The 23,099-nt window shown below is 57.6% G+C and carries 16 protein-coding genes; 7 read left to right on the forward strand and 9 right to left on the reverse strand.

The window, feature by feature from the left end:
- Position 1 precedes the first annotated feature (1 nt).
- Positions 2-1,072 carry a sn-glycerol-3-phosphate import ATP-binding protein UgpC gene (locus OMR58_RS07685; protein ID WP_264545623.1) on the forward strand — a complete coding sequence of 357 codons (1,071 nt, stop codon included), beginning with the start codon at positions 2-4 and terminating at the stop codon, positions 1,070-1,072.
- Complete coding sequence (gene ugpQ, locus OMR58_RS07690; protein WP_200560984.1) at positions 1,072-1,812, forward strand: glycerophosphodiester phosphodiesterase; 741 nt, start codon at positions 1,072-1,074, stop codon at positions 1,810-1,812. The genes OMR58_RS07685 and ugpQ overlap by 1 nt, the downstream gene beginning before the upstream one ends.
- Positions 1,813-2,007: 195 nt before the next feature.
- Here ugpQ and OMR58_RS07695 read toward each other — a convergent pair whose 3' ends face one another.
- Positions 2,008-2,298, reverse strand: coding sequence for a DUF2756 domain-containing protein (locus OMR58_RS07695; protein WP_200560912.1), 291 nt, complete (start codon positions 2,296-2,298; stop codon positions 2,008-2,010).
- A gap of 155 nt (positions 2,299-2,453) precedes the next feature.
- Between OMR58_RS07695 and ggt the strand changes: the two genes are divergently transcribed.
- Positions 2,454-4,232, forward strand: coding sequence for a gamma-glutamyltransferase (gene ggt, locus OMR58_RS07700; RefSeq protein WP_105594068.1), 1,779 nt, complete (start codon positions 2,454-2,456; stop codon positions 4,230-4,232).
- 42 nt (positions 4,233-4,274) lie between these two features.
- On the opposite strand, the gene malT is transcribed toward ggt, so the two are convergent.
- Positions 4,275-6,995, reverse strand: a complete 2,721-nt coding sequence (gene malT / locus OMR58_RS07705) for an HTH-type transcriptional regulator MalT (protein WP_200560911.1) — start codon at positions 6,993-6,995, stop codon at positions 4,275-4,277.
- A gap of 566 nt (positions 6,996-7,561) precedes the next feature.
- Here malT and malP point away from each other — a divergent pair.
- Both malP and malQ read left to right on the forward strand, forming a co-directional pair.
- The gene (gene malP / locus OMR58_RS07710) at positions 7,562-9,964 is read left to right on the forward strand and encodes a maltodextrin phosphorylase (protein WP_264545624.1); all 2,403 of its coding nucleotides are present in this window, start codon (positions 7,562-7,564) and stop codon (positions 9,962-9,964) included.
- A gap of 9 nt (positions 9,965-9,973) precedes the next feature.
- Positions 9,974-12,055 (forward strand): 4-alpha-glucanotransferase, encoded by a 2,082-nt coding sequence (gene malQ / locus OMR58_RS07715; RefSeq protein WP_264545625.1) that lies wholly within the window; start codon positions 9,974-9,976, stop codon positions 12,053-12,055.
- 42 nt (positions 12,056-12,097) lie between these two features.
- On the opposite strand, the gene fabF is transcribed toward malQ, so the two are convergent.
- The 3 genes from fabF to gntX form a co-directional block, all read right to left on the reverse strand.
- Positions 12,098-13,372, reverse strand: coding sequence for a beta-ketoacyl-ACP synthase II (gene fabF, locus OMR58_RS07720; protein WP_264545626.1), 1,275 nt, complete (start codon positions 13,370-13,372; stop codon positions 12,098-12,100).
- A gap of 196 nt (positions 13,373-13,568) precedes the next feature.
- Positions 13,569-14,144, reverse strand: a complete 576-nt coding sequence (nfuA, locus tag OMR58_RS07725) for a Fe-S biogenesis protein NfuA (protein ID WP_105594063.1) — start codon at positions 14,142-14,144, stop codon at positions 13,569-13,571.
- A gap of 58 nt (positions 14,145-14,202) precedes the next feature.
- Positions 14,203-14,886, reverse strand: a complete 684-nt coding sequence (gene gntX, locus OMR58_RS07730) for a DNA utilization protein GntX (protein ID WP_200560907.1) — start codon at positions 14,884-14,886, stop codon at positions 14,203-14,205.
- A 37-nt stretch (positions 14,887-14,923) separates the two neighbouring features.
- Between gntX and bioH the strand changes: the two genes are divergently transcribed.
- On the forward strand, positions 14,924-15,688 hold the full coding sequence (bioH, locus tag OMR58_RS07735) for a pimeloyl-ACP methyl ester esterase BioH (protein ID WP_200546749.1): 765 nt from the start codon (positions 14,924-14,926) through the stop codon (positions 15,686-15,688).
- A 240-nt stretch (positions 15,689-15,928) separates the two neighbouring features.
- Entirely contained in the window at positions 15,929-16,195 is a 267-nt protein-coding gene (locus OMR58_RS07740; protein ID WP_200546748.1) for a YdgH/BhsA/McbA-like domain containing protein, read from the forward strand.
- Between the two features lie 18 nt (positions 16,196-16,213).
- On the opposite strand, the gene OMR58_RS07745 is transcribed toward OMR58_RS07740, so the two are convergent.
- The 4 genes from OMR58_RS07745 to OMR58_RS07760 all read right to left on the reverse strand — a co-directional run bounded on the left by OMR58_RS07745 (position 16,214) and on the right by OMR58_RS07760 (position 23,048).
- Positions 16,214-17,905 (reverse strand): alpha-amylase family glycosyl hydrolase, encoded by a 1,692-nt coding sequence (locus OMR58_RS07745; protein WP_200560906.1) that lies wholly within the window; start codon positions 17,903-17,905, stop codon positions 16,214-16,216.
- A 104-nt stretch (positions 17,906-18,009) separates the two neighbouring features.
- Positions 18,010-20,313: a Fe(2+) transporter permease subunit FeoB gene (feoB, locus tag OMR58_RS07750; RefSeq protein WP_264545627.1), complete on the reverse strand. Its 2,304-nt coding sequence runs from the start codon at positions 20,311-20,313 to the stop codon at positions 18,010-18,012.
- Positions 20,310-20,552: a ferrous iron transporter A gene (gene feoA / locus OMR58_RS07755; protein WP_200560904.1), complete on the reverse strand. Its 243-nt coding sequence runs from the start codon at positions 20,550-20,552 to the stop codon at positions 20,310-20,312. The genes feoB and feoA overlap by 4 nt, the downstream gene beginning before the upstream one ends.
- 159 nt (positions 20,553-20,711) lie before the next feature.
- Positions 20,712-23,048: a Tex family protein gene (locus OMR58_RS07760; RefSeq protein WP_264545628.1), complete on the reverse strand. Its 2,337-nt coding sequence runs from the start codon at positions 23,046-23,048 to the stop codon at positions 20,712-20,714.
- Between the last annotated feature and the right edge of the window lie 51 nt (positions 23,049-23,099).

A 23,099-nucleotide genomic window follows, 5' to 3' on the forward strand; every position in this document is an offset into this window, starting at 1 on the left:
TATGGCAGGTGTAAGACTTCAGGCAGTAACCAAATCCTACGACGGGAAAAACCAGATTATTCAACCGCTGGACGTGACCGTGCAGGATGGCGAATTTATGGTGATGGTCGGGCCGTCCGGCTGTGGGAAATCGACCCTGCTGCGGATGGTGGCCGGGCTGGAGCGAGTGACCACGGGCGATATCTATATCGATTCCCGTCGTGTTACCGATGAAGAGCCAAAAGATCGCGGCATCGCGATGGTATTCCAGAACTACGCGCTCTATCCGCATATGAGCGTGGAAGAGAATATGGCCTGGGGCCTGAAAATTCGCGGCATGGGTAAAGAGCAGATCCGGCAAAAGGTGCTGGAAGCGGCGCGTAGCTTGGAGCTGGAACCGCTGCTGAAGCGCCGCCCGCGTGAGCTTTCCGGCGGCCAGCGTCAGCGCGTGGCGATGGGGCGCGCTATCGTTCGTGAACCGGCGGTGTTCCTGTTTGATGAGCCGCTGTCGAACCTGGATGCCCGCCTGCGCGTGCAGATGCGCCTTGAGCTACAGCAACTGCATCGCCGCCTGCAAACCACCAGCCTGTACGTTACCCACGACCAGGTGGAAGCGATGACGCTGGCGCAGCGGGTGATGGTGATGAATAAAGGCGTGCTGGAACAGCTGGGCACGCCGACCGAAATTTACGAGCGACCGGCGACGCGCTTCGTCGCCAGTTTTATCGGTGCGCCCGCCATGAATCTGCTGGACGGGCAGTTTAGCGCCGACGGCTCTCGCTTTAGCCTGGATGAGTGTTTTGCCTTGCCGATTAGTGCGCCATCGGCAGGCAAGGCCGGGCAGGCGTTGACGCTGGGTATTCGCCCGGAGCATATTGAGCTGTCTTCTGCCGAAGCCGGCGGGATCCCGCTGGTGGTGGACACGCTGGAAATGCTGGGAGCAGACAACCTGGCGCACGGCAAATGGGGCCAGCATAAGCTGGTGGTGCGCCTGCCGCACTCGCTGCGCCCGGCCGCAGGCAGCACGCTGTGGCTGCATCTGCCACCGCATGCGCTGCACTTCTTTGACCAAAATGGACAACGTACTGAATGATTAATCGTGCCTGGCCTTACCCACCGATTGTCGCCCATCGCGGCGGCGGCAAACTGGCCCCGGAAAATACCCTGGCCGCTATCGATCTTGGCGCGCAACTGGGCCACCTGATGATTGAATTTGACGCCAAACTGTCGCAGGACGGTGAGATTTTCCTGCTGCACGACGACACGCTCGACCGCACCAGCAACGGCTGGGGCGTGGCCGGGCAGCTGCCCTGGGATAAGCTGGTGCAGCTGGATGCCGGGAGCTGGTTTGGCAAAACCTTCGACGGCGAGCGCCTGCCGCTGCTGGCGCAGGTGGCGGATCGCTGCCGCCAGCACCGACTGATGGCGAATATCGAAATCAAGCCGACTACCGGCCTTGAAGTTGAAACCGGTCGGGTAGTGGCGCTGGCCGCACGCGATCTGTGGCAGGATCAGGTGGCACCGCTGCTCTCCTCGTTCTCTTACGAAGCGCTGGAAGCGGCGCAGAAAGCTGCGCCGGAGCTGCCGCGTGGCCTGCTGCTGCATGAGTGGGATGATAACTGGCGGCAGATGACCGACGCGCTGGGGTGCCTCTCCATCCATTTGAATCACAAGCTGCTGGATGAACGGCGCACCGCCGAGCTGAAGCAGGCCGGGCTGCGGATTCTGGTGTATACGGTTAACGAGCCGGAGCGCGCGCATCAGCTGCTGCAGTGGGGCGTGGATGCGATTTGTACCGACCGTATTGACGTAATCGGGCCGGATTTCCGCTGAGGGTACCGCGGGCTATACGCCGCTGTTCGATCTTGAGGGCGACCCCGAAGCCCAGGGCGGCGAGCTGCCGTTTGAAAAAAGCCTGAGCTAAGCCTGCCGTCAGCGACGACGCTCTGCCTGTTTGCCACGAAAAAATGCCCTGGCGGCTAACCGACAGGGCATGAGACTAAAGAAAACGGGCAATATCGCACGGGGTTAGTTAGACGGCAGCGTGTTGTTGCTGTGGCCCGGCTGATTGTTCAGCGTACGCTGCGAGGCGCTGTCGCGCTGCTCCTGAATTTTACGCTGTAGCTCCTGCTGCTGCCGCTGCTGATCCTGCTGAAGTTTCAACTTCTGCTGAGACTGCTGGATCTGCATCTGCTGCTGCATGCGTTGGGTGCTGGGGTTGTAGCCCGGCTGATTCGGGTTATTGCCGTTGTTTAACATATTCGCCATACCGCTCAGCGGCAGCAGGGCGGCAAGCATCACTAACACTTTCGTTTTCATTGTGATTCCTCCGTGTTACTTCCCTTATTTTACGTCAGACGCAATGCCCTGAGGCCAGGAGTGCTCCTGATTTCACGCAAAGTTCGCGAACCTGTCATTTTTGTGCATATTTATCAATGGCAAACATAACGTAAATAAACTTAAAGGATGTAACAATGATGACACAAGGTAAGATGCGTCGCCTGTCCTGGTCGCTGCTGGCCGGGTTACTGGTCTGGCAGGGGGCAGGTGCAGCACCCACAGACACGCCGACGGCGCAGCCTGCTCCGGCGGCGGCACCGGTTTCCTACGGAGTAGGCGCGGATACCTTCCATCCGGTGAAAGCGGCGCACGGCATGGTGGCCTCGGTGGATGCTACCGCCACGGCGGTCGGCGTGAAGATCCTTGAGCAGGGCGGTAACGCGGTGGATGCGGCGGTGGCCGTCGGCTATGCGCTGGCCGTGACTCATCCACAGGCGGGTAACCTGGGCGGCGGCGGTTTTATGCTGCTGCGTACCGCCTCCGGTAACACCACCTCGATTGATTTCCGGGAAATGGCTCCGGTGCGCGCCAGCCGCGATATGTTCCTCGATGCGCAGGGGAATGCCGACAGTAAAAAATCACTGACTTCCCACCTGGCATCCGGCGTTCCAGGCACGGTGGCGGGCTTCTCTCTGGCGAACCAAAAGTACGGCACGCTGCCGCTGAGCACGTTAATCCAGCCCGCGCTGGAGCTGGCGCGCAAGGGGATTGTGGTCAACGAATCGCTGGCTGACGATCTCAGCGTCTACGGCAAAGAGGTGCTGCTCAGCCATCCGAACAGCAAGGCGATCTTCTTTAAGGCCGACGGCACGCCGTGGCAGAAAGGCGAGAAGCTGGTGCAGCGTAATCTGGCGAACAGCCTGGAGCTGATTTCCCGCCAGGGGCCGGATGCGTTTTATAAAGGGAAAATTGCCGATCAAATCGCGGCGGAAATGGAACAGCACGGCGGGCTGATTGGCAAAGCGGACCTGGCCAACTATCGTGCCATCGAGCGTAAACCGGTCAGCGGCAGCTATCGCGGCTATGAAGTCTATTCCATGCCGCCACCGTCCTCCGGCGGTATCCACATCGTGCAGATCCTCAATATCCTGGAAAACTTTGACCTGGCGAAAATGGGCTTCGGCAGTGCGGATGCGATCCAGGTGATGGCGGAAGCCGAGAAATATGCCTACGCCGACCGCTCGGAATACCTCGGCGATCCGGAATTCGTTAAGGTGCCGACTCAGGCGCTGACCAGCAAAGCCTATGCGAAAACCCTGGCGCAGCAGATCGACCTGGCGAAGGCGCGCCCGTCGTCGGAGATCAAGCCGGGCAAGCTGGCCCCATATGAAAGCGATCAGACCACGCATTTCTCGGTGGTGGATAAAGACGGCAATGCGGTGGCGGTGACCTACACGCTGAACACCAACTTCGGCAGCGGCATCGTGGCCAGCGACAGCGGCATTCTGCTGAATAACGAGATGGATGACTTCTCCGCCAAGCCCGGTACGCCAAATGTCTATGGTCTGGTCGGCGGTGAGGCCAATGCGGTGCAGCCGTACAAGCGCCCGCTCTCGTCCATGTCGCCGACCATCGTGGCGAAGGACGGTAAAACCTGGCTGGTGACCGGCAGCCCGGGCGGCAGCCGTATTATCACCACCGTGCTGCAAATGGTGGTCAACAGCATCGATTTTGGTATGAACGTGGCGGAAGCCACCAACGCGCCGCGCTTCCACCATCAGTGGTTGCCGGATCAGCTGCGGGTGGAGAAGGGCTTCAGCCCGGATACGCTTAAGCTGCTGGGTGAGAAGGGTCAGCAGGTGAAGGTGATGCCGGCGATGGGCAGTACCCAGAGCATTATGCTGGGACCGGACGGCATGCGCTATGGTGCTTCCGATCCGCGTACGATTGATGATTTAACGGCAGGATACTGACAGCAGCCGGGCCGACGTAAACCGTTCGGCCCGGTTTCTTTGTCAGTTACTTACGCCCATCCCCATCAGCTGCAGCAGCTGCTGTGCCTGCTGTACCGCCTCCTGACGATGTACCACGCCAAGCTTTTGATACAGATTGCGGATATGGGTTTTGATGGTGGTGGCCGCCACGTCCAGCTCGCCCGCGATGCGCTCGTTGCTGTAGCCGGAATAAATCAGCCCCAGTACCTGCCACTCGCGCTGAGTCAGCGGGCTGGTGCGGATCAGTTCCGGCACCTGCGGATGGGTCAGTAGGCGGGTGACAAAGCTTTCGTCGAAGTGGGCGAACTTGTGGCGATGGTGCTGATTAATATCGCGCAGGATGCGCTGAGCGCGCCGCTGCTCCATTTCCGGCAGCGTGTTGAGCTGTAACAGCTGGCGGAGCTGCTGCGCCATCGGTTCGCCTTCAATCACAAAGTGGCTGATAAAGCCGGTACGGTTGGCCAGAGTAAGCGCCTCAATCAGCGCCTGCTGGGCTTCGGCTTTACGGCCTTCCCGCCAGTAGAGCGCGTTGGCCAGCAGCAGATTGCGGTTTAAATCGCTGGTGAGCAGCAGGCGGCGTGCATTGTCATTCAGTTCATCCAGCACCACTTCCGCCTGACTGAACTGACCGAGCAGGATCTGCGCGCGGGCGATATTGCGCCACTGACCCTGCAGGAAGTGATTATCCGCATCTGCCGGTTTCAGGGTCAGGCCCAGCCAGCTGCCAGCGGTGGTGACGTCGTGGGTCATCTGCCAGTAGATCACCCGCGCCTCATCGGCGTTGGTCACCCAGTCGCTGTGGTAGTGGCCGTTGCTGAGCAGATTCTCACAGCGGGTCAGATAGCGGCGGGCGTTATCCAGATCGCCGCGCGCCAGGGCGCATTTCGCCAGCACCGTCAGACACTGCAGCTGCTGCTGCGGATGGAAGTTCTCCAGCACCTTCAGCCCGGCGCGGGCGGCTTTCTCCGCATCGTCCAGATGTGCCCACGAGAGCAAAAGTTGCGCACGCAGGCGCAGCAGGAATTCATGCATCGGCAGCTGTTCCAGCCCTTCTTCCGCAATCAGGCGGAAAGCCTGCTCCTGCGTATCCCAGGCCGTTTGCAGATAGCCCTGGGCAATCAGAATCTCGCTTTGCTGCAGCAGCGCCCACAGCGCGTAGTGGCAGACGTTCTCCTGCCGTGCCATCTGCGCGGTCTGCTGCATCATCATCAGCGCCATAGCCAGCTCACCGCGGCAGTGCAGCACTTCGCCGCGCACCGAGGTGGCAACGATACGGCTGAAAGCGCAGCTCAGCGGCAGGGTGTCCAGCGCCAGCAGCGCAAGCCGGTCGGCTTCGTCCGGGCGACCGGCGTTGATCGCCACTTGAGCGCGCAGGGCGTTAAACTCGGCGCTGAGCAGATCGTCGACCACTACCTGCTCCAGCGCCATTTCCTGTTCGGCACGCGCCAGCAGGCGATCGACTTCGTTATAACGGTGCTGACTCTGCGCCAGCCACGCCTGTAGCAGGATCAGCCGGGGATTCTCGACCAGCTGTTTCCAGGGCAGTGCATGTAAACCTTTTTCCAGCAGCGTCAGTTCGCTGTGGTTAAACAGGGTCCACGCGTGGCGCAGCAGGATATCGCGCAGCAGCGGAATATCTTCCGCTTCCAGCGCGTGATGGATCGCCTCACCGGCGTAACCCTGCGCCATCCAGCCTTCGGCGGCAGCACGGTGGATCGCATGGAGTTCGCTGCCCAGCTCCCACTGACAGCGCTGCCGCAGGAATGAAGCAAACAGCGGGTGGAAGTTAAACCACTCGCCGCGTTCATCCATGCGCTGAATAAACAGCCCCTGGCGTTCGGTCTCCTCCAGCCGTCGCTGGCCGCACTCTTCGCTGGTCAGGCGGGCAATCAGCCCGTCGTTCATCGAGCGCAGCACCGAACTGCGCAGCAGGAAGTTTCGCGTGGCGTCGTCGACGCAGTCCAGCACCTCATCCACCAGATAATCTGCCAGGTGACTGGCGTTAATCCCGGCCAGACGCTGGGCGGACTGATGGGTTGGCGTATTGGACTGGCGGGCGGAGAGGGCGATCAGCTGCAGTGCGGTGGCCCATCCGGCGACTTCATCACACAGCCGCTGCGATTCCTGTTCGGCGATGGGCTGCAGCAGGCGCCCGGCGAAAAAGGCGCGGGTTTCTTCATGGGTGAAGGCCAGCGACTGGCTGTTAATTTCCAGCAGCTGCTCGCGCACGCGCAGATTGGCAATGCCCAACGACGGCAGGTTACGGGAGAGGATCACCAGCGTCAGGTTTTCCGGCTGATGGCGCAGGAAAAAGCGCATCGCCTGATGAATTACGTCATTGTTCAGCTGGTGGTAATCATCAATCACGATGGTCAGCGGCGTCTGCCATTCGGCAAGCTCAATAAACAGCTGCGAGAATAGCGCATTAAGTGAAGCATACTGACGTTTCTGCGCCAGGGCTTCACTGCGTACGCAGTGCCCGCCGGTCGCCTGCTGCACCGCCGCCATAAAATAGTTGGCGAAGCGTTCGGGATAGTTATCGCTCTCATCGAGAGAATACCAGCCCAGGTTATTTTTCCCCGCTGCCCACTGGGCCATCAGTGTGGTTTTACCGTAGCCTGCCGGGCTGGTGACCAGCACCAGGCGGTACAGATGGCTGTTGGCCAGCCTGGCGATCAGGCGATCGCGTACCAGCGTATTCTCTAACCTTAGCGGTCTGCTTAGTTTTGAGGGTATCAGCATGGCGAACACTTCACTGTGTGATGGCGAAAGAAGAAATAAAATGAATTATTTCGCAGCGTGTAATTAAAGTACCTTTGACCAGGATAACGTGTATTGCAAGACGCAGCGTAAATGGAGGTTCTGTAAGTTGCACTGCATCACATTTCCTTATGATTTTTTACATCGTGCGACACTGGCGCGTTTAATGAATTGACTCATACTTAATTACATCGCATTACTTTTAACACACACCTCCCTCACCTTTTTTTAGCCATGCAGTGCGCTCTGCCGATTGATTGTGCGTTTCATCCGGGCCGCGGGTCCGGCGAGCTATACCCTCTCATTGTCATTCTTGTTATTTATTTGCTCATCGCATTATGCGATGAGCTTTTTTTCGCATTGGCGTCTTAACTGTAAGGTGCTGGCGATCACATTTTCACCTACGCCCCACGGCTCCTCCCTGGTAAAAATTGCCCGGGGATGATGCTCTGTCATCCGGCGTCGTTAGCATGTGCGCATTGGTCTACCACAGTATTTCGGGTCATGACGGCAGTTGGTCAATTTGAAACCATTTTGTGAGGGAAGTTATGTCGCAACAGCAATTCAATAAAGCACGTTTTGACGCGGCTCTGACGCGTCAGTGGCAGCATCTGGGCTATTCCTCCGCCGCTGAGATGAATTCTCACCAGTGGTGGCAGGCGATTAGCGATGCACTGGCCGAGCTGCTGGCGGCGCAGCCGGTGGAAAAAGTGGATAAAAAGCAGCGGCACGTTAACTATATCTCGATGGAATTTCTGATTGGACGACTGACCGGTAACAACTTGCTGAATCTCGGCTGGTATGACGAGGTAAAAGCCGCTCTGGCGGAACACCAGCGCGACCTGAGCGAACTGCTGGAAGAGGAGGTCGATCCGGCGCTGGGCAACGGCGGCCTTGGACGCCTGGCGGCCTGTTATCTTGACTCAATGGCTACAATGGGGCAGTCGGCAACCGGCTACGGCCTTAACTATCAGTACGGCCTGTTCCGGCAGTCGTTTGCCGACGGTCAGCAGAAAGAGGCCCCGGACGACTGGCATCGTGAGAGCTATCCGTGGTTCCGCCACAACGCGGCGCTGGATGTGAATGTCGGCATTGGCGGTAAGGTGGTGAAAAACGGTTCCGGCGGCTTTAGCTGGCAGCCCGCTTTTACCCTGCGCGGCGAGGCGTGGGATCTGCCGGTCACCGGCTATCGCAACGGCGTGGTCCAGCCGCTGCGCCTGTGGCAGGCGACGCATGCCCATCCGTTCGATCTGACCCTGTTTAACGACGGCAAATTCCTCAAGGCGGAACAGCAGGGCATTGATGCCGCGAAGCTGACCAAGGTACTTTATCCGAATGATAACCATCAGGAAGGCAAGCGCCTGCGCCTGATGCAGCAGTACTTCCAGTGCGCCTGTTCGGTAGCGGACATTCTGCGTCGCCATCATCTGGCCGGCCGCAAGCTGCACGAGCTGCCGGACTACGAAGTGATCCAGCTCAACGATACCCATCCAACCATCGCTATCCCGGAAATGCTGCGGGTGCTGATTGACGATCACCAGCTCGGCTGGGATGACGCCTGGGCGATCGTCAGCAACACGTTTGCCTACACCAACCACACTCTGATGCCTGAAGCGCTGGAACGCTGGGACGAGCGTCTGGTTCGCAGCCTGCTGCCGCGCCACTTCACGTTGATCAAAGAGATCGATCGCCGCTTTAAAAAGCAGGTTGAGAAGCAGTGGCCGGGGGATGAAAAAGTCTGGGCGAAGCTGGCTGTCGTTCATGACAAGCAGGTGCGGATGGCGAACCTGTGCGTGGTCAGCGGCTTTGCCGTTAACGGCGTAGCGGCGCTGCACTCCGATCTGGTGGTTAAGGATCTGTTCCCTGAGTATCACCAGCTGTGGCCGGAGAAGTTCCATAACGTCACCAACGGCATTACGCCGCGCCGCTGGCTGAAACAGTGTAACCCGGCGCTCTCTGCGCTGATCGACGAGACGCTGAAGGAAGAGTGGGCCGACAATCTGGACGCGCTGCGCGGGCTGGAAAAGTACGCCGATGATAAGGCCTTCCGTCAGCGTTATCGGCAGATCAAGCACGACAACAAAGTGCGCCTGGCGGAATACATTAAGCAGCGCACCGGCATTGTGGTCAGTCCGGACGCACTGTTTGATGTACAGATCAAACGCCTGCACGAATACAAGCGCCAGCATCTGGGGCTGATGCATATCCTCTCCTGCTATAAGCGCCTGCGCGACAATCCGAAGCAGGACTGGGTGCCGAGGGTCTTCCTGTTCGGTGCCAAAGCCGCGCCGGGCTACTATCTGGCAAAAAATATTATCTTTGCCATCAATAAGGTAGCGGAGAAGATCAATAACGATCCGCTAATCGGCGATAAGCTGAAAGTGGTGTTTATTCCCGACTACCGCATTACGGCGGCGGAGCTGATGATCCCGGCGGCGGATCTTTCCGAGCAGATCTCCACGGCGGGATATGAGGCTTCCGGTACCGGCAATATGAAGCTGGCGCTGAACGGTGCGCTGACCGTCGGCACGATGGACGGCGCTAACGTTGAAATTGCCGAGCAGGTCGGCGAAGAGAACATCTTTATCTTTGGTAACCGCGTGGACGATGTGAAGGCGCTGAAGGCCGGAGGCTACGATCCGCTGAAGCTGCGTAAAAAAGATAAGCACCTGGACAGCCTGCTGAAAGAGCTGGAGAACGGCTTCTTTAGCGGCGGCGATAAACACGCCTTCGATATGATGCTGCACAGCCTGACGAAAGGCGGCGATCCGTGGCTGGTGCTGGCGGACTTTGCCAGCTACTGCGAGGCGCAGCTGCGGGTGGAAGCACTGTATCGCGACCAGGAAGCCTGGAGCCGCGCGGCCGTTCTCAACACCGCGCGTACCGGAATGTTCAGCTCCGATCGTTCAATCCGCGATTATCAGCAGCGCATCTGGCAGGCAAAACGCTAAGGACGGCCTATGGATCATCAGCAATTTGAACAGGCCGCCGCTGCCGCAGGTATCGCGGCGGAATACATCAACGCCAAAGGCGAGCCGGAGGTGATTCCGCTGGCGACGCGGCAAAAGCTGCTGGCGGCGATGCACGAAGTGCCAAAAGCCGATCGTGTGCCGCTGCCGCCGTGCAAAGTGCTGCTCAGCAAGCGCGAGCAGCGTCTCAGCATCGGCGGCAGCGGTGAGTACCAGTGGCATTTTCATACGGAAAAGGGCAAAGAGTTTCACGGGCGAATTGCGGCGGGAGAAACGCTGACGCTGCCGTCACGCCTGCCGAACGGCTACCATCAGCTGCTGCTTAGCCAGGGGAAAAAACAGTGGCTGTGCCGAGTGATTATCGCGCCGAAGCGCTGCTATGAGCCTGCCGCCCTGAAGCAGGGCGAGAAGCTGTGGGGGTCCTGCGTCCAGCTTTATACTCTGCGTTCCGCCTATAACTGGGGGATGGGCGACTTTGGCGATCTGAAGCGGATGGTCGGCGAAGTGGCCCAGCGAGGCGGCGCGTTTATCGGGCTGAACCCCGTTCACGCCCTGTATCCGGCCGCGCCGGAGAATGCCAGTCCGTACAGCCCGTCTTCCCGTCGCTGGCTGAACGTGATGTATATCGACGTTGCGGCGATAGTTGATTTCCAGCAGAGCGAGGAAACACAGCGCTGGTGGCAGCAGAGTGAAACTCAGGCCACGCTGACGGCGGTACGCGAAGCCGACTGGGTGGATTATGGCCCGGTGGGTGCGTTAAAAATTCAGGGCCTGCGCTATGCGTGGCAGCACTTCAGCAGCCGGCTGCCCGAGGACCGGACGCGCCTTGAGTTTGAGCAGTTTATTACCTGCGGCGGGGAAAGCCTGTTTAACCAGGCCGCTTACGATGCTATCCACGCTTATATGCTGCAAGAGGATGCCAGCCGTTGGGGCTGGCCAGTGTGGCCGGAAGCCTGGCAGCATGGCGACAGCGATGCGGTGCAGCAATTCTGCCAGCGCCACGAGGATGAGGTGCGCTTCTGGCTGTGGTTGCAGTGGCAGGCGCATCGCCAGTTTGATGAATGCTGGCAGTTTAGCCAGCAGCAGGGCATGCCGATTGGCCTTTATCGTGACCTCGCCGTTGGAGTCGCCGAGGGCGGTTCGGAAACCTGGTGCGATCGCGAGCTGTATTGTCTGAAGGCATCGGTAGGCGCTCCGCCGGATATTCTCGGGCCGCTGGGGCAAAACTGGGGGCTGCCGCCGATGGACCCGCATGTGATGGCGGCCCGCGGCTATCAGCCCTTTATCGATCTCCTGCGGGCCAATATGGCCAGCTGCGGCGCGCTGCGTATCGATCATGTGATGTCGCTGCTGCGCCTGTGGTGGATACCCTATGGTGAAACCGCCAATTTTGGCGCGTACGTTTACTATCCGGTTGACGATCTGATGGCGATCCTCGCGCTGGAAAGCGAGCGTCATCAGTGCATGGTGATCGGTGAGGATCTGGGCACCGTTCCTGCTGAAATCGTCGGTAAGCTGCGTGACAGCGGGATCTACTCATGGAAGGTGCTGTACTTCGAACAGCAGGACAAAGACACCTGGCGGGCTCCGGCCGACTGGCCACGACAGTCGATGGCCAGCGCCACCACACACGATCTGCCGACGCTGCGTGGGTTCTGGAACGTGGGAGATTTAACCCTGGGGGAAACGCTGGGCCTGTATCCGGATAAAATGGTGCTAAGCGGGCTGTTTGCCGATCGCGCAAAGCAGAAGCAGGCGCTGCTGGATGCATTACATCGCTTCGGCTGCGTGCCAAAACGCTACGCGAAGCGGGCGGAAAAACGTGAAATGGATGCCACCCTGAATCGCGGGATGCAGCGTTACATTGCCGACAGCAACAGCGCGCTGCTGGGACTGCAACCCGAGGACTGGCTGGATATGGCGAAGCCGGTCAACGTACCCGGCACCACCGATCAGTACCCCAACTGGCGGAGAAAACTCAGCCTCAGCATAGAGGACATGTTTGCTGATGAGGGGATTAACCGGTTGATTAGTGACCTCGATCGACGCCGTAAGGCAGGAAAAACCGCCTGAACTGCCGCCTCCGCCACTTAGCGTGACGGAGGCGGCCGCAGGTTACTCTTTGAAAGCTTTAAAAATTACCGAAGCATTCACCCCGCCGAAGCCGAATCCATTCACCAGCGCGGTGTGGATCGCCATCGGACGGGCGGTATTCTGCACCACGTCTAATCTTTTCGCCGCGTCATCCAGTCGATCAATATTCAGCGACGGTGGCGCTATCTGCTGACGTATTGCCATCAGAGAGAAGATCGACCCTACCGCTCCGGCGGCACCCAGCAGGTGACCGGTTGCCGACTTGGTGGAAGAAATCGCGGTTTTCGCCCCTTCTCCCAACACTTTCAGCAGGGCGTTAATTTCCGCCAGATCGCCCACCGGCGTTGAGGTGGAATGGGCGTTAACATAGTCGATATCACTGCCCGTCATTTTCGCCTGTGCGAGAGCAATTTGCATCGATCTGACTGCGCCTTCGCCATCTTCCGGCCCGGAAGTAATATGATAAGCGTCTGAGGTAGTGCCATAGCCAACGACCTCGCCGAGGATGGTTGCGCCACGCTGGCGAGCGTGCTCCAGCTCTTCCAGCACCAGCATGCCTGCCCCTTCACCCATCACGAAACCGTCCCGCCCGGCATCAAACGGCCTTGATGCCCGTTCCGGATGTTCGTTCCAGGCGGTAGAAAGTGCGCGCGCGGCCTGGAAACCGCCCAGCGAAACCGGATTGATGCAGGACTCACTGCCGCCGACCACGGCGATATCGGCTTCGCCGCAGCGAATGGCACGCAGGCCATCGCCTATGCTCTGAATGCTGGCGGCGCAGGCGGAAACCGGCGTGCCCAGCATGCCTTTAAAGCCATATTTTATCGCTACCTGTGACGCGGCAAGGTTGGCAATAAACGAAGGAATCGTGAAGGGAGAGAGGCGACGGCTGCCTTTTTCCGCCACGGTTTTTACCGCGCTGCTGATAGCGTGGAAACCGCCGATACCGGTGGCAATAATGGTGGCAACCCGCACCCGTGCCGCTTCGCTAAGGTTACGCAGGTTAGCCTGGTTTATCGCTTCTTCGGCCGCAGCCAGCGCCAGATGAATAAAACGATCGGATTTTCGCTGTTCTTTCTGCGGGATTAAAGCATCAAGATCTAAGCCATACTCAGGGTCCTGATTCACATCGGGAACCTGTCCACCCACGCGTATGGCAGTGTCGCCGTAGGCATCTGCTGGCAGTGCAGAAACACCTGACTTACCTGCAACCAGACGCTGCCAGCTGCCGTTCACGCCGTTTCCCAGAGGGCCAGTTAGCCCCATGCCGGTAATAACCACTCTTATATTATTCATAGATAATGCTTTCACCCGGGTTACGAAAGGAAATTTCAGTGTACACGTGTAAGCTGAAAGATCCATAGCTAAACCTGCGTTAAGCTCTTTCTGTATAACGAACTTTTTTAAGATGCAAAAGTGAGCGAAATAGCGAGGGTGTAAATGAAAAAGGCGGCCATAAGGCCGCCCGGGAAGAGAGAATAACCGGCTGCGATCAGTAGAACGAGTGTTCGCCGCGCTGGTGCTCGGTCAGATCGCGCACGCCTTTGAGTTCAGGGAAGGCCTGCAGCATCTCTTTTTCAATCCCTTCTTTCAGGGTGACATCAACCATTGAACAGCCGTTACAGCCGCCACCGAACTGCAGAATGGCGAAGCCTTCGTCGGTGATTTCCATCAGCGAAACTTTACCGCCGTGGCTTGCCAGCTGCGGGTTGATTTGCGCCTGGAGCAGATACTCGACGCGCTCAACCAGAGGGGCATCATCGTTCACTTTACGCATTTTGGCGTTAGGCGCTTTCAGCGTCAGCTGTGAGCCGAGATTATCGGTGACGAAGTCAATTTCAGCATCTTCCAGGTACGGTGCGCTGAGTTCATCAACGAATGCCGACAGCTTGTCGAACTTCAGTTCAGTGTCGGTTGCTTCTACTGCATCGGGCGGGCAGTAGGAGACGCCGCACTCGGCGGTGGGCGTACCCGGGTTAATAACGAATACGCGAATCTGGGTGCCATCTTCCTGCTTTGACAGCAGTTTTGCAAAGTGCTCTTGTGCAGAGTCAGTAATAACGATCATGGCGATTGCTCAATAGTTAACAAAATTCATTGGTTATAATACGCCCATCTCCGACCCGCTACAAGGTTCGGCACAGGCACCATATCTGTACACTGGCGGCACCGGCGGCCAGTAGTATACGGCTGATTTCGGCAACCGTGCTGCCGGTAGTCACGACATCATCCAGCAGGGCAATATGACGCCCGCTGACCTCCGCCATGACCCGAAAAGCACCGCGCAGGTTGCGGCGGCGGGCCAGCGCATTGAGTCGATGCTGGATTTTCCCTTTGCGGATGCGCATCAGGCCCTGGCGGTCGTAGCGGCAGCGCGTCCAGTGGGCCAGGCACTGCGCCATATCATCTAACTGATTATAGCCGCGATGCCACGCTCTGCGGGAATGCAACGGCACACACAGTAATAAATCAGGGCGTAACAGCCCGTTATTGCGGCGTGCATCTAACCACCTTAACAAAATCAGCCGCGCCAGCATCACCGCCTGTGCGGTGGCACGATAAAATTTTAGCCGGTTCACTAAGATCTTTAACGGCGGCTGCCACGGCGTGACGGCCAGCAGATGCTGCCAGATTGGCGGGCGCAGCAGGCAGCGCCCGCAGGGGCGTGATGAATGGCCGCTGGCTAAACCACAGCGCGGGCAGCTGGGGTATTGCCGCAGTAACGTACGCAGGCAGACGCTGCACACGCCGTGGTGTGCCAGATTCAGCGGCATCTGGCATAGCCAACAGGCGGCTGGCATTGGTAGCATGATCACCTCATCGACGTTAAACACAGGACCATAACCTATGAAGCAGCTTTACTGGCAGACTATTGGCCAGGGCGATCGTCATCTTGTGCTGCTGCACGGATGGGGGCTGAATGCCAGCGTGTGGCATTGCATCAGCGATCGACTCAGCGCGCATTTTTGTCTGCACCTGGTGGATCTGCCGGGATATGGCCGCAGCCAGGGCTTTCCGGCGATGTCGCTGGATGAAATGGTGGCATCGATACTGCCGCAAGCACCCGAGAAGGCGGTATGGCTTGGCTGGTCGCTGGGCGGACTGGTTGCCAGCAGACTTGCGCTCCTGCATCCCGAGCGGGTTGAAGCCCTGATTACGGTAGCGTCTTCACCACGTTTCAGCGCAGCAGAGGATTGGCCGGGTATCCGACCTGAAACGCTGAGCGGCTTTCAGCAGCAGCTCAGTGAAGATTTCCAGCGAACGGTTGAACGCTTCCTTGCCCTGCAAACCCTCGGCACTGAGAGCGCACGTCAGGACGCCCGTGCGCTGAAAAGTGTAGTACTGGATCATCCGATGCCGTCAGTTGAGGTGTTGAATGCCGGGCTGGAAATACTCAGGGATGTTGATTTAAGAACGGATCTGATTTCACTGAATCTTCCGCTGCTGCGTTTGTACGGTAAACTCGATGGCCTGGTGCCGCGTAAGGTTGCCCCGCTGCTGGATACGCTATGGCCAGCCAGTCCCAGCGTTATCATGGAAAAAGCCGCACATGCGCCGTTTATTTCTCACCCGGAAGAGTTTAGCCAATATGTTATTGATTTTACGAAATAATATAAACATTCATCATGTGATTTAACTTTTTGATAACCCATTTTTTGCTCTCAGATGGCCAATAATGGTGAGTGTAAAAAAACAAGCGAATGATGGGCAGGGAAATGCCACTTTTTGCCCAAAATTTCGTAGGTTACCCGGTTGGTTTGTCTGTCAGATCCGGTTAATAATGAAGTCGGCGGCGTGAGAGTCTTTACGCTGCCGAAGTTATTCGGATCTAGCCTAAGGAGAGGACAAATCATGAAAAAAATTATTTCTGTTACTGCATTATTATTCACAGCAACGTTAGCATTTAATGCTTCAGCCGCCGAAGAAATCAGCCGCCAGCAGGTTCAGGAGATGAATCTGGATAAAATTGGTGTGATTACCACTACCGGCACCAATGCGCCAATGGATGCTAAAGCGGATCTGTCTGCCAAGGCGGATAAATTAGGCGGCCGTTACTACGTGATTATCGCCGCTGAAGAGCGTGGCCGTACGCTGGCAGAAGCTGAAGTTTATAAATAAGCCCCGTTGCATGGCGCTTTATTCCGCCTGCAGCCAGTAATAGTCACACGGGGCCAGACTGAGTGGCCCCGCTTTGTTCATCTGTTTTCCGTTAATCACGTTGCGATAGGATCTGTCATCCGGTAGCGCGTAGCTCATCGCCTTCTCACTCAAATTGTAGATGCATAGCAGGGTATCTCCGCTGCCCGGTGCTTCGCGTTGCATCACCAGCAGCGTGTTTTCGCTTTCCAGAATTTTTAGTGGATTATCGGGATGGAAAGCAGGCTGCCGCTGGCGAACCTGAATCAGTTCACGCATCGCATTAAACACCCGATGCCGCAGCGTGGCGGGATCGGCTAGGGCCTGTTCGATATCACCCAGTGAATACTTCTCTCGGTTGATGGCCCGGTTGTAGCCGGCACGCCTTACCCCTTCAACATCGTTGCGCGAGCCAAGCAGACTTTGCACATAGACCGCCGGTACGCCGGGAAACGCCAGCAGCAGCGCGTGCGCCAGCATAAAGCGCCGCAGGCGGGTGTCGTCGTCATCATCCTTTTTATTTAACGCATCCATATAGGTGACGTTAATTTCGTACGGGCTGGTGGTGCCGTCGGGATTGTTTTTATAGGAGATCAGCGCGCCTTCGTTTGCCAGATCGCGCACCAGTGAGACGATCTCGGTTTCCGGCAGAATGCCGCGCAGCGGGTTCAGACCGATGCCGTCGTGGGAGGCAAGGAAGTTAAAAAAGGTGGTGCTACCGCTGTTGGCGTCGAGCGATGCGGCCCACTGCTTCAGGGCGCGTGACGACCCGTAATGGATGGCGTGCAGTACCAGCGGCGGCAGCGAGAACTGGTAAACCATCTGCGCTTCATCCGTGCCGCTGCCAAAGTAGCTAATGTTATCTTTGTGCGGCACGTTGGTTTCCGTCAGGATCACCGTCCCCGGCGCGACCTCATCGGCAACGGCGCGCATCAGTTTAACCAGCTGATGAGTTTTCTCCAGATGAATGCAGGAGGTGCCGGGAGTTTTCCACATATAGCCAACCGCATCCAGCCGCACGTAGTCTGCCCCTTTTTGCAGATAGTCCAGCAGCACCGCCATCATGTCTATCAGCACTTCCGGGTTGGCAAAATTGAGGTCAATCTGGTCAGCGCTAAAGGTTGTCCAGATAAAGCGCGTTTCGCCATCGGCCAGAGTGAACGGCGTTAGCAGCGGGGAGGTGCGCGGACGGGTAACCGCACTCAGATCGGTAGCAGGCGGTATGCTGATAAAGAAATCATCCCAGCGCGGGTCCTGTGCCAGATAGCCTTTGAACCAGCGGCTTTCTGCCGAAATATGATTACAGACAAAATCGAACATCAGCCGGGTATGCTGGTGGAGCCGGGCAATATCCTGCCAGCCTCCGCAGTGCCGATCGATGTGGTGGTAATCAATAACGGAAAAGCCATCGTCCGAGGACCACGGGAAAAAGGGCAGCAGATGAACCAGGTTAAACGTTGTTTGCAGATACTGCTGATAGAAGCGGGTAAAGGTGGTTAATGTGGCGGTGCCGTCCTCGCGGAACTGGTCGGCATAGGTTATCAGTACCACATCTTTTTCATCCCAGTGCGGCTTGCGCTGATAGCGTATACGCTCGCGCGCATCGTCAATTTGCGCGCGCAGCCGATGCAGCGCGGCGGGGGGAAATGAAGCGTCATAGATGCGATCGATTAAGCTACTGATGATATCCATGTGTCGTGAACGGACCACCGCAGGCGAAGAGTTCAGGCGTTATTTTTCACTGTAGACTCTGGTATCAGATTCGCAACTTCTTCTGTCCTTCCCGCCGCAGAATATTAGTGGCAGTTTTTACTTTGCTCGCAGCCTTTGCAGGCATGAGTCATATTTTTAACCGGGATTAGCGTCGGTTTAAGCTTGATCCTGCGCAGCAGCGCCAGCACCACAATATTGACCAGCACGACGATAGCGATAATCAGGCTGCTGCTCCCCGGGTGCTGCTGGAAGCTGGCTAGCTGATAAAACATCGCGGCCAGCGACCAGGCGAGATCTAAGCCCCAGAAAATGGAAAACAGCATCCAGCGGTTGCTGCTTTCACGAGCGATTGCCCCCATCACCGATACGCAGGGAACGTACAGCAGAACAAAAATCAGATAGCTGTAAGCCGCAGCATCGCTAACGAATTTACTGTGCATGGTCCCCATCGCGCCGCCGGCCATTTCAGCGTCACCTTTGCTGGCTTCTATCGGGTTAGAAAGCACGCTGAGACTGAATGTGTCTTTGATGCCCTGCCAGGTTTCGTCAACGGCCTCTCGCAGCTGATCGATCAGGCTGAACTGCTCCGCATCAAAAGGCTGCTGTTGGATGGCTTCTGCGGTATACAGCGTATTCAGTGTACCGACCACGACTTCTTTTGCCATGGCACCGGTTAACAGGCCGACGGTCGCCTGCCAGTTATCGTCCGTCACGCCGATAGGGGCAAGCAGCGGTGTCAGCGTGCGGCTGACGCTGGCAAGGGCGGACTGATTCAAATCGCTGACGGGTTTTCCGCTTAACGAAAAACTATTCAGCGCACCAATCAGCATGCTGACCAGCACGATCACTTTGCCAGCGCGCAGTACAAATCCGCGCAGACGCTGCCAGCTTTGCAAAAGCAGACTTTTCAGATGCGGAATGTGCCAGACCGGTAGTTCCATGACAAACGGGCTGGCGGTACCGCGCATCAGCGTATGTTTCAGCACCAGTCCGGTCAGGATAGCAACCACAATACCCAACACATAAAGGCTGAAGACAATCAGTGCACCGTGTTGACCAAAGAAAGCCGCCGCAAAAACGGCGAAAATCGCCAGACGCGCACCGCAGGAGATAAACGGCGCCATCAGGACGGTCATTAAGCGTTCGCGCGGTGCATCGAGCGTGCGGGCTCCCATTACGGAAGGAACGTTACAACCAAAGCCGACAATCAACGGCACAAAGGATTTACCGGGTAGCCCCAGCGCCTGCATCAGGCGATCCATGACGAAGGCGGCGCGCGCCATATAGCCGGAGTCTTCCAGCAGCGACAGGAACAGAAACATCATGCCGATCTGCGGCACCAGCGGCATCACCGTATTGATCCCGCCGCCAACTCCCTGAGCCAGGAAAAGCGTCAGCCAGTCCGGAAAATGCAGAGTGATCCCCAGCCACTGAGTACCCTGAATAAAAATAGCGGCGGAACCGAGATCGAACAGCGGCTGTAGCGCGCCGCCCAGGTTGATCGCCAGAAAGAACATCAGATACATCACCAGGAAAAATATCGGCAGCCCCAGCCAGCGGTTCATTACCAGCTGGTCGAGCCGCTGCGAAAAACTGATGCCGGTGGTACCGTGAACCATCGCACCCATGCAGAGTTCATCGATTCTCTGGTAACGGCTGCTGGCGATAGACTGTGCGGCATCGTCATCGATCTTAAGGAGAAGATCCGCCAGCAGTGCGGTCGCTTCTCCTGCCTGCTGCCGGCTCCAGATATCACCCTCCAGCATTTGCAGCGCCAGCCAACGTTGTTGTTTTTTCGGTATTGCTTCGGGCTGAGCATCCGCAAGCTTAGCGATCGCGTCCTGTAGCGCCTGTGGATAGTCGACGATTGGATTGGGTGCGCTGCGATCGTGACGATCGATAGCCTGTTTAAGTGCATCAATACCCTGACCTCGGGTAGAGATCAGCGGTACGACCGGGCAACCCAGCGCCAGCGAGAGCGCGTTGCTATCAATATTGATCTGTTGACGATCGGCGATATCCAGCATATTCAGCGCAACGATGCAGGGCTGCCCCATTTCCAGCAGCTGGGTGGTGAGATACAGATTGCGCGCCAGATTGCTGGCATCCACCACATTAATCACCAGGTCTGCTTCTCCGCCAAGCAGGTAATGGCAGGCAATTTGCTCGTCCAGCGACGCCTGTGTGGACAGCGTCGTCAGTGAATAGGTACCGGGAAGATCCACCAGCCGCACCTGATTCTGTGGGGTGCTGAACAACCCCTCCTTGCGCTCAACGGTGACGCCCGCCCAGTTACCGACCCGCTGCCGCGATCCGGTCAACTGATTAAAAAGGGTGGTTTTACCCACATTTGGGTTACCGGTGAGTGCGATAGTACAGGATTTCATATTTCTGCCCCGGCGGCGGCCAGGCTTTCGAGCTGAAGCAGGGCGAGATCTTTCTTACGTAGCATCAGGCTGATTCGCGATGTTTTGATTTGTAATGGATCGCCGAGTGGCGCGATGCGAACCAGCTGAAATGTGGAACCGGGTAGCAAGCCCAGGGACATCAGTTTCTGTCGAAATACCGGGCTGACTTCGGGAGAAAAACGAAGAATGCGATAACGCTGTTTTGGTATCAGTTGCATGCCTGTGCCCGCCACATGGATAAAAATGAGTGATAATCAACCGATGCAAATTTTAATGAGAGTGATTATCGCTGGTATTGATATGGCGCAATGTTGGCACTGCAAGTGACAGCAGATCGTAGCAAAGAGGGCGGATCGGCCGATCCGCCCGTGGAGCTGTTAGCGTTTTTTACCGAATGCGGCAGCCAGCGCATCGCCCATTGCGCTGTTACCCGCAGGCTGTGCGGCAGGGCGTTTAGTGCTTTTCGCCGGGCGGGCGTTGTCCCGGTTATTGGTGTTGCTGTTAGTGTTGCCGCCGCCGCGACGGGCGTTGGTTTCCCCCGGCTGTTCGTCAAGACGCATGGTCAGGGCGATGCGTTTGCGCTGCAAATCCACTTCCATGACCTTCACTTTGACAATATCCCCGGCTTTCACCACTTTGTGCGGGTCGTCGACAAACTTATCCGACAGCGAGGAGATATGCACCAGTCCGTCCTGATGAACACCGATATCAACGAAGGCACCAAAGTTAGTCACGTTGGTCACTGAACCCTCCAGTACCATACCCGGCAGCAGATCGTTCAGGGTGTCCACGCCTTCAGCAAACTGGGCGGTTTTAAACTCAGGGCGCGGGTCGCGGCCTGGTTTTTCCAGCTCCTTGATGATGTCGCTGACCGTAGGCACGCCGAAACGCTCATCGGTGAAATCCACCGCTTTCAGGTTGCGTAGCTCACTGGGGTTGCCCATCAGGTCGCCCAGCGACTGTCCGGTTGACGCCAGAATTCGTTCAACGACCGGATAGGCTTCCGGGTGAACGGTAGAGGCGTCCAGCGGGTTATCCCCCTGGCTGATGCGCAGGAAGCCGGCGCATTGCTCAAACGCTTTCGGCCCCAGACGGCTGACTTTCAGCAGCTGCTGGCGGTTCTGGAAGCGGCCGTTTTCATCGCGCCAGCTGACAATGTTCTGGGCAATCATTTTGCTCAGTCCCGCCACGCGGGTCAGCAGTGGTACTGAGGCGGTGTTGAGATCCACGCCGACGCCGTTAACACAGTCTTCCACCACGGCATCCAGCTTTTTCGCCAGCTGGCTCTGGCTGACGTCGTGCTGGTACTGACCGACGCCGATGGATTTCGGGTCGATTTTCACCAGCTCAGAGAGCGGGTCCTGCAGGCGGCGGGCAATGGAGACCGCGCCGCGAATCGATACATCCAGATCGGGGAATTCCTGTGCTGCCAGTTCGGAAGCCGAGTAAACGGATGCACCGGCCTCGCTGACGATCACTTTCTGGCCCTGCACCTGTGGGAACTGTTTTTGTACATCCAGGTAGAAGCGCTCGGTCTCGCGGGAGGCGGTTCCGTTACCGATAGCGGTCAGCTCCACATGGTGCTTCGCACACAGCGCGGCAACGGCGGAAGCCGCTTTGGCGATTTGCCCGGTGTGTGGGTAAATGGTATCAGTAGCAACCAGCTTGCCGGTGGCGTCAACCACGGCCACTTTCACCCCGGTACGCAGGCCCGGGTCAAGGCCCATGGTGGCGCGCATGCCCGCCGGTGCTGCCATCAGCAGGTCGTGCAGGTTACGGGCAAAGACGTTAATCGCTTCATCTTCCGCACGCTCGCGTACCGTGCCCATCAGCTCAGTTTCCAGGTGCAGCAGGACTTTGATGCGCCAGGTCCAGCTGACCACGGCTTTACGCCATGCATCGGCAGGCGCGTTGTTGAGGCGCAGGCCGAGATGATCGGTGACGATCTGCTCGCCGTGGCTTTCGCGCGGCGGCTCATCAAACTGGGGATCGGCATTCAGCGACAGCTGCAAAATACCTTCGTTGCGGCCGCGAAACATCGCCAGCGCGCGGTGTGAAGGCACGGTGGCCAGCGCTTCATGATGGTCGAAGTAGTCGCGGAACTTGGCACCTTCGTCCTCTTTACCTTCAATGACGCGGGATACCAGGTGGGCGTTTTTCCACAGGTAGTCACGCACTTTCGCCAGCAGCGACGCGTCTTCGGCAAAGCGTTCCATCAGAATATAGCGCGCGCCGTCGAGGGCGGCTTTCACATCTGCAACGCCTTTATCCGCATCGACAAAGCCCGCTGCCCGCTGTTCTGGGTCCTGCGACGGGGCCTGCCACAGCGTATCGGCCAGCGGTTCCAGTCCGGCTTCAATGGCGATCTGCCCACGGGTGCGGCGCTTCGGTTTATAGGGGAGGTAGAGATCTTCCAGCTCGGTTTTGCTCATCGTGCCGTTAATGGCGGCGGCAAGCTCGTTGCTCAGCTTGCCCTGGTCATCGATGGATTTCAGAATCGACTGGCGGCGATCTTCCAGTTCGCGCAGATACCCGAGGCGCGTCTCCAGCGTACGCAGCTGGGTATCGTCCAGCCCTCCGGTCACTTCCTTACGATAGCGGGCAATAAACGGAACGGTATTGCCTTCGTCCAGCAGGCGAACAGCGGCTTCTACCTGTTCTGCTCTGGCCTTGAGTTCATCTGCAATAATGCGGCTCAGCGAATCTTTCATCATTGGGATACTTTTTTGGCTTAAGAAATAGGGGACAGTTATACGGATTGCAGG

The sequence above is a fragment of the Erwinia sp. INIA01 genome (genome assembly GCF_025947915.1).
In the GTDB taxonomy this organism is placed as follows: domain Bacteria; phylum Pseudomonadota; class Gammaproteobacteria; order Enterobacterales; family Enterobacteriaceae; genus Erwinia; species Erwinia coffeiphila.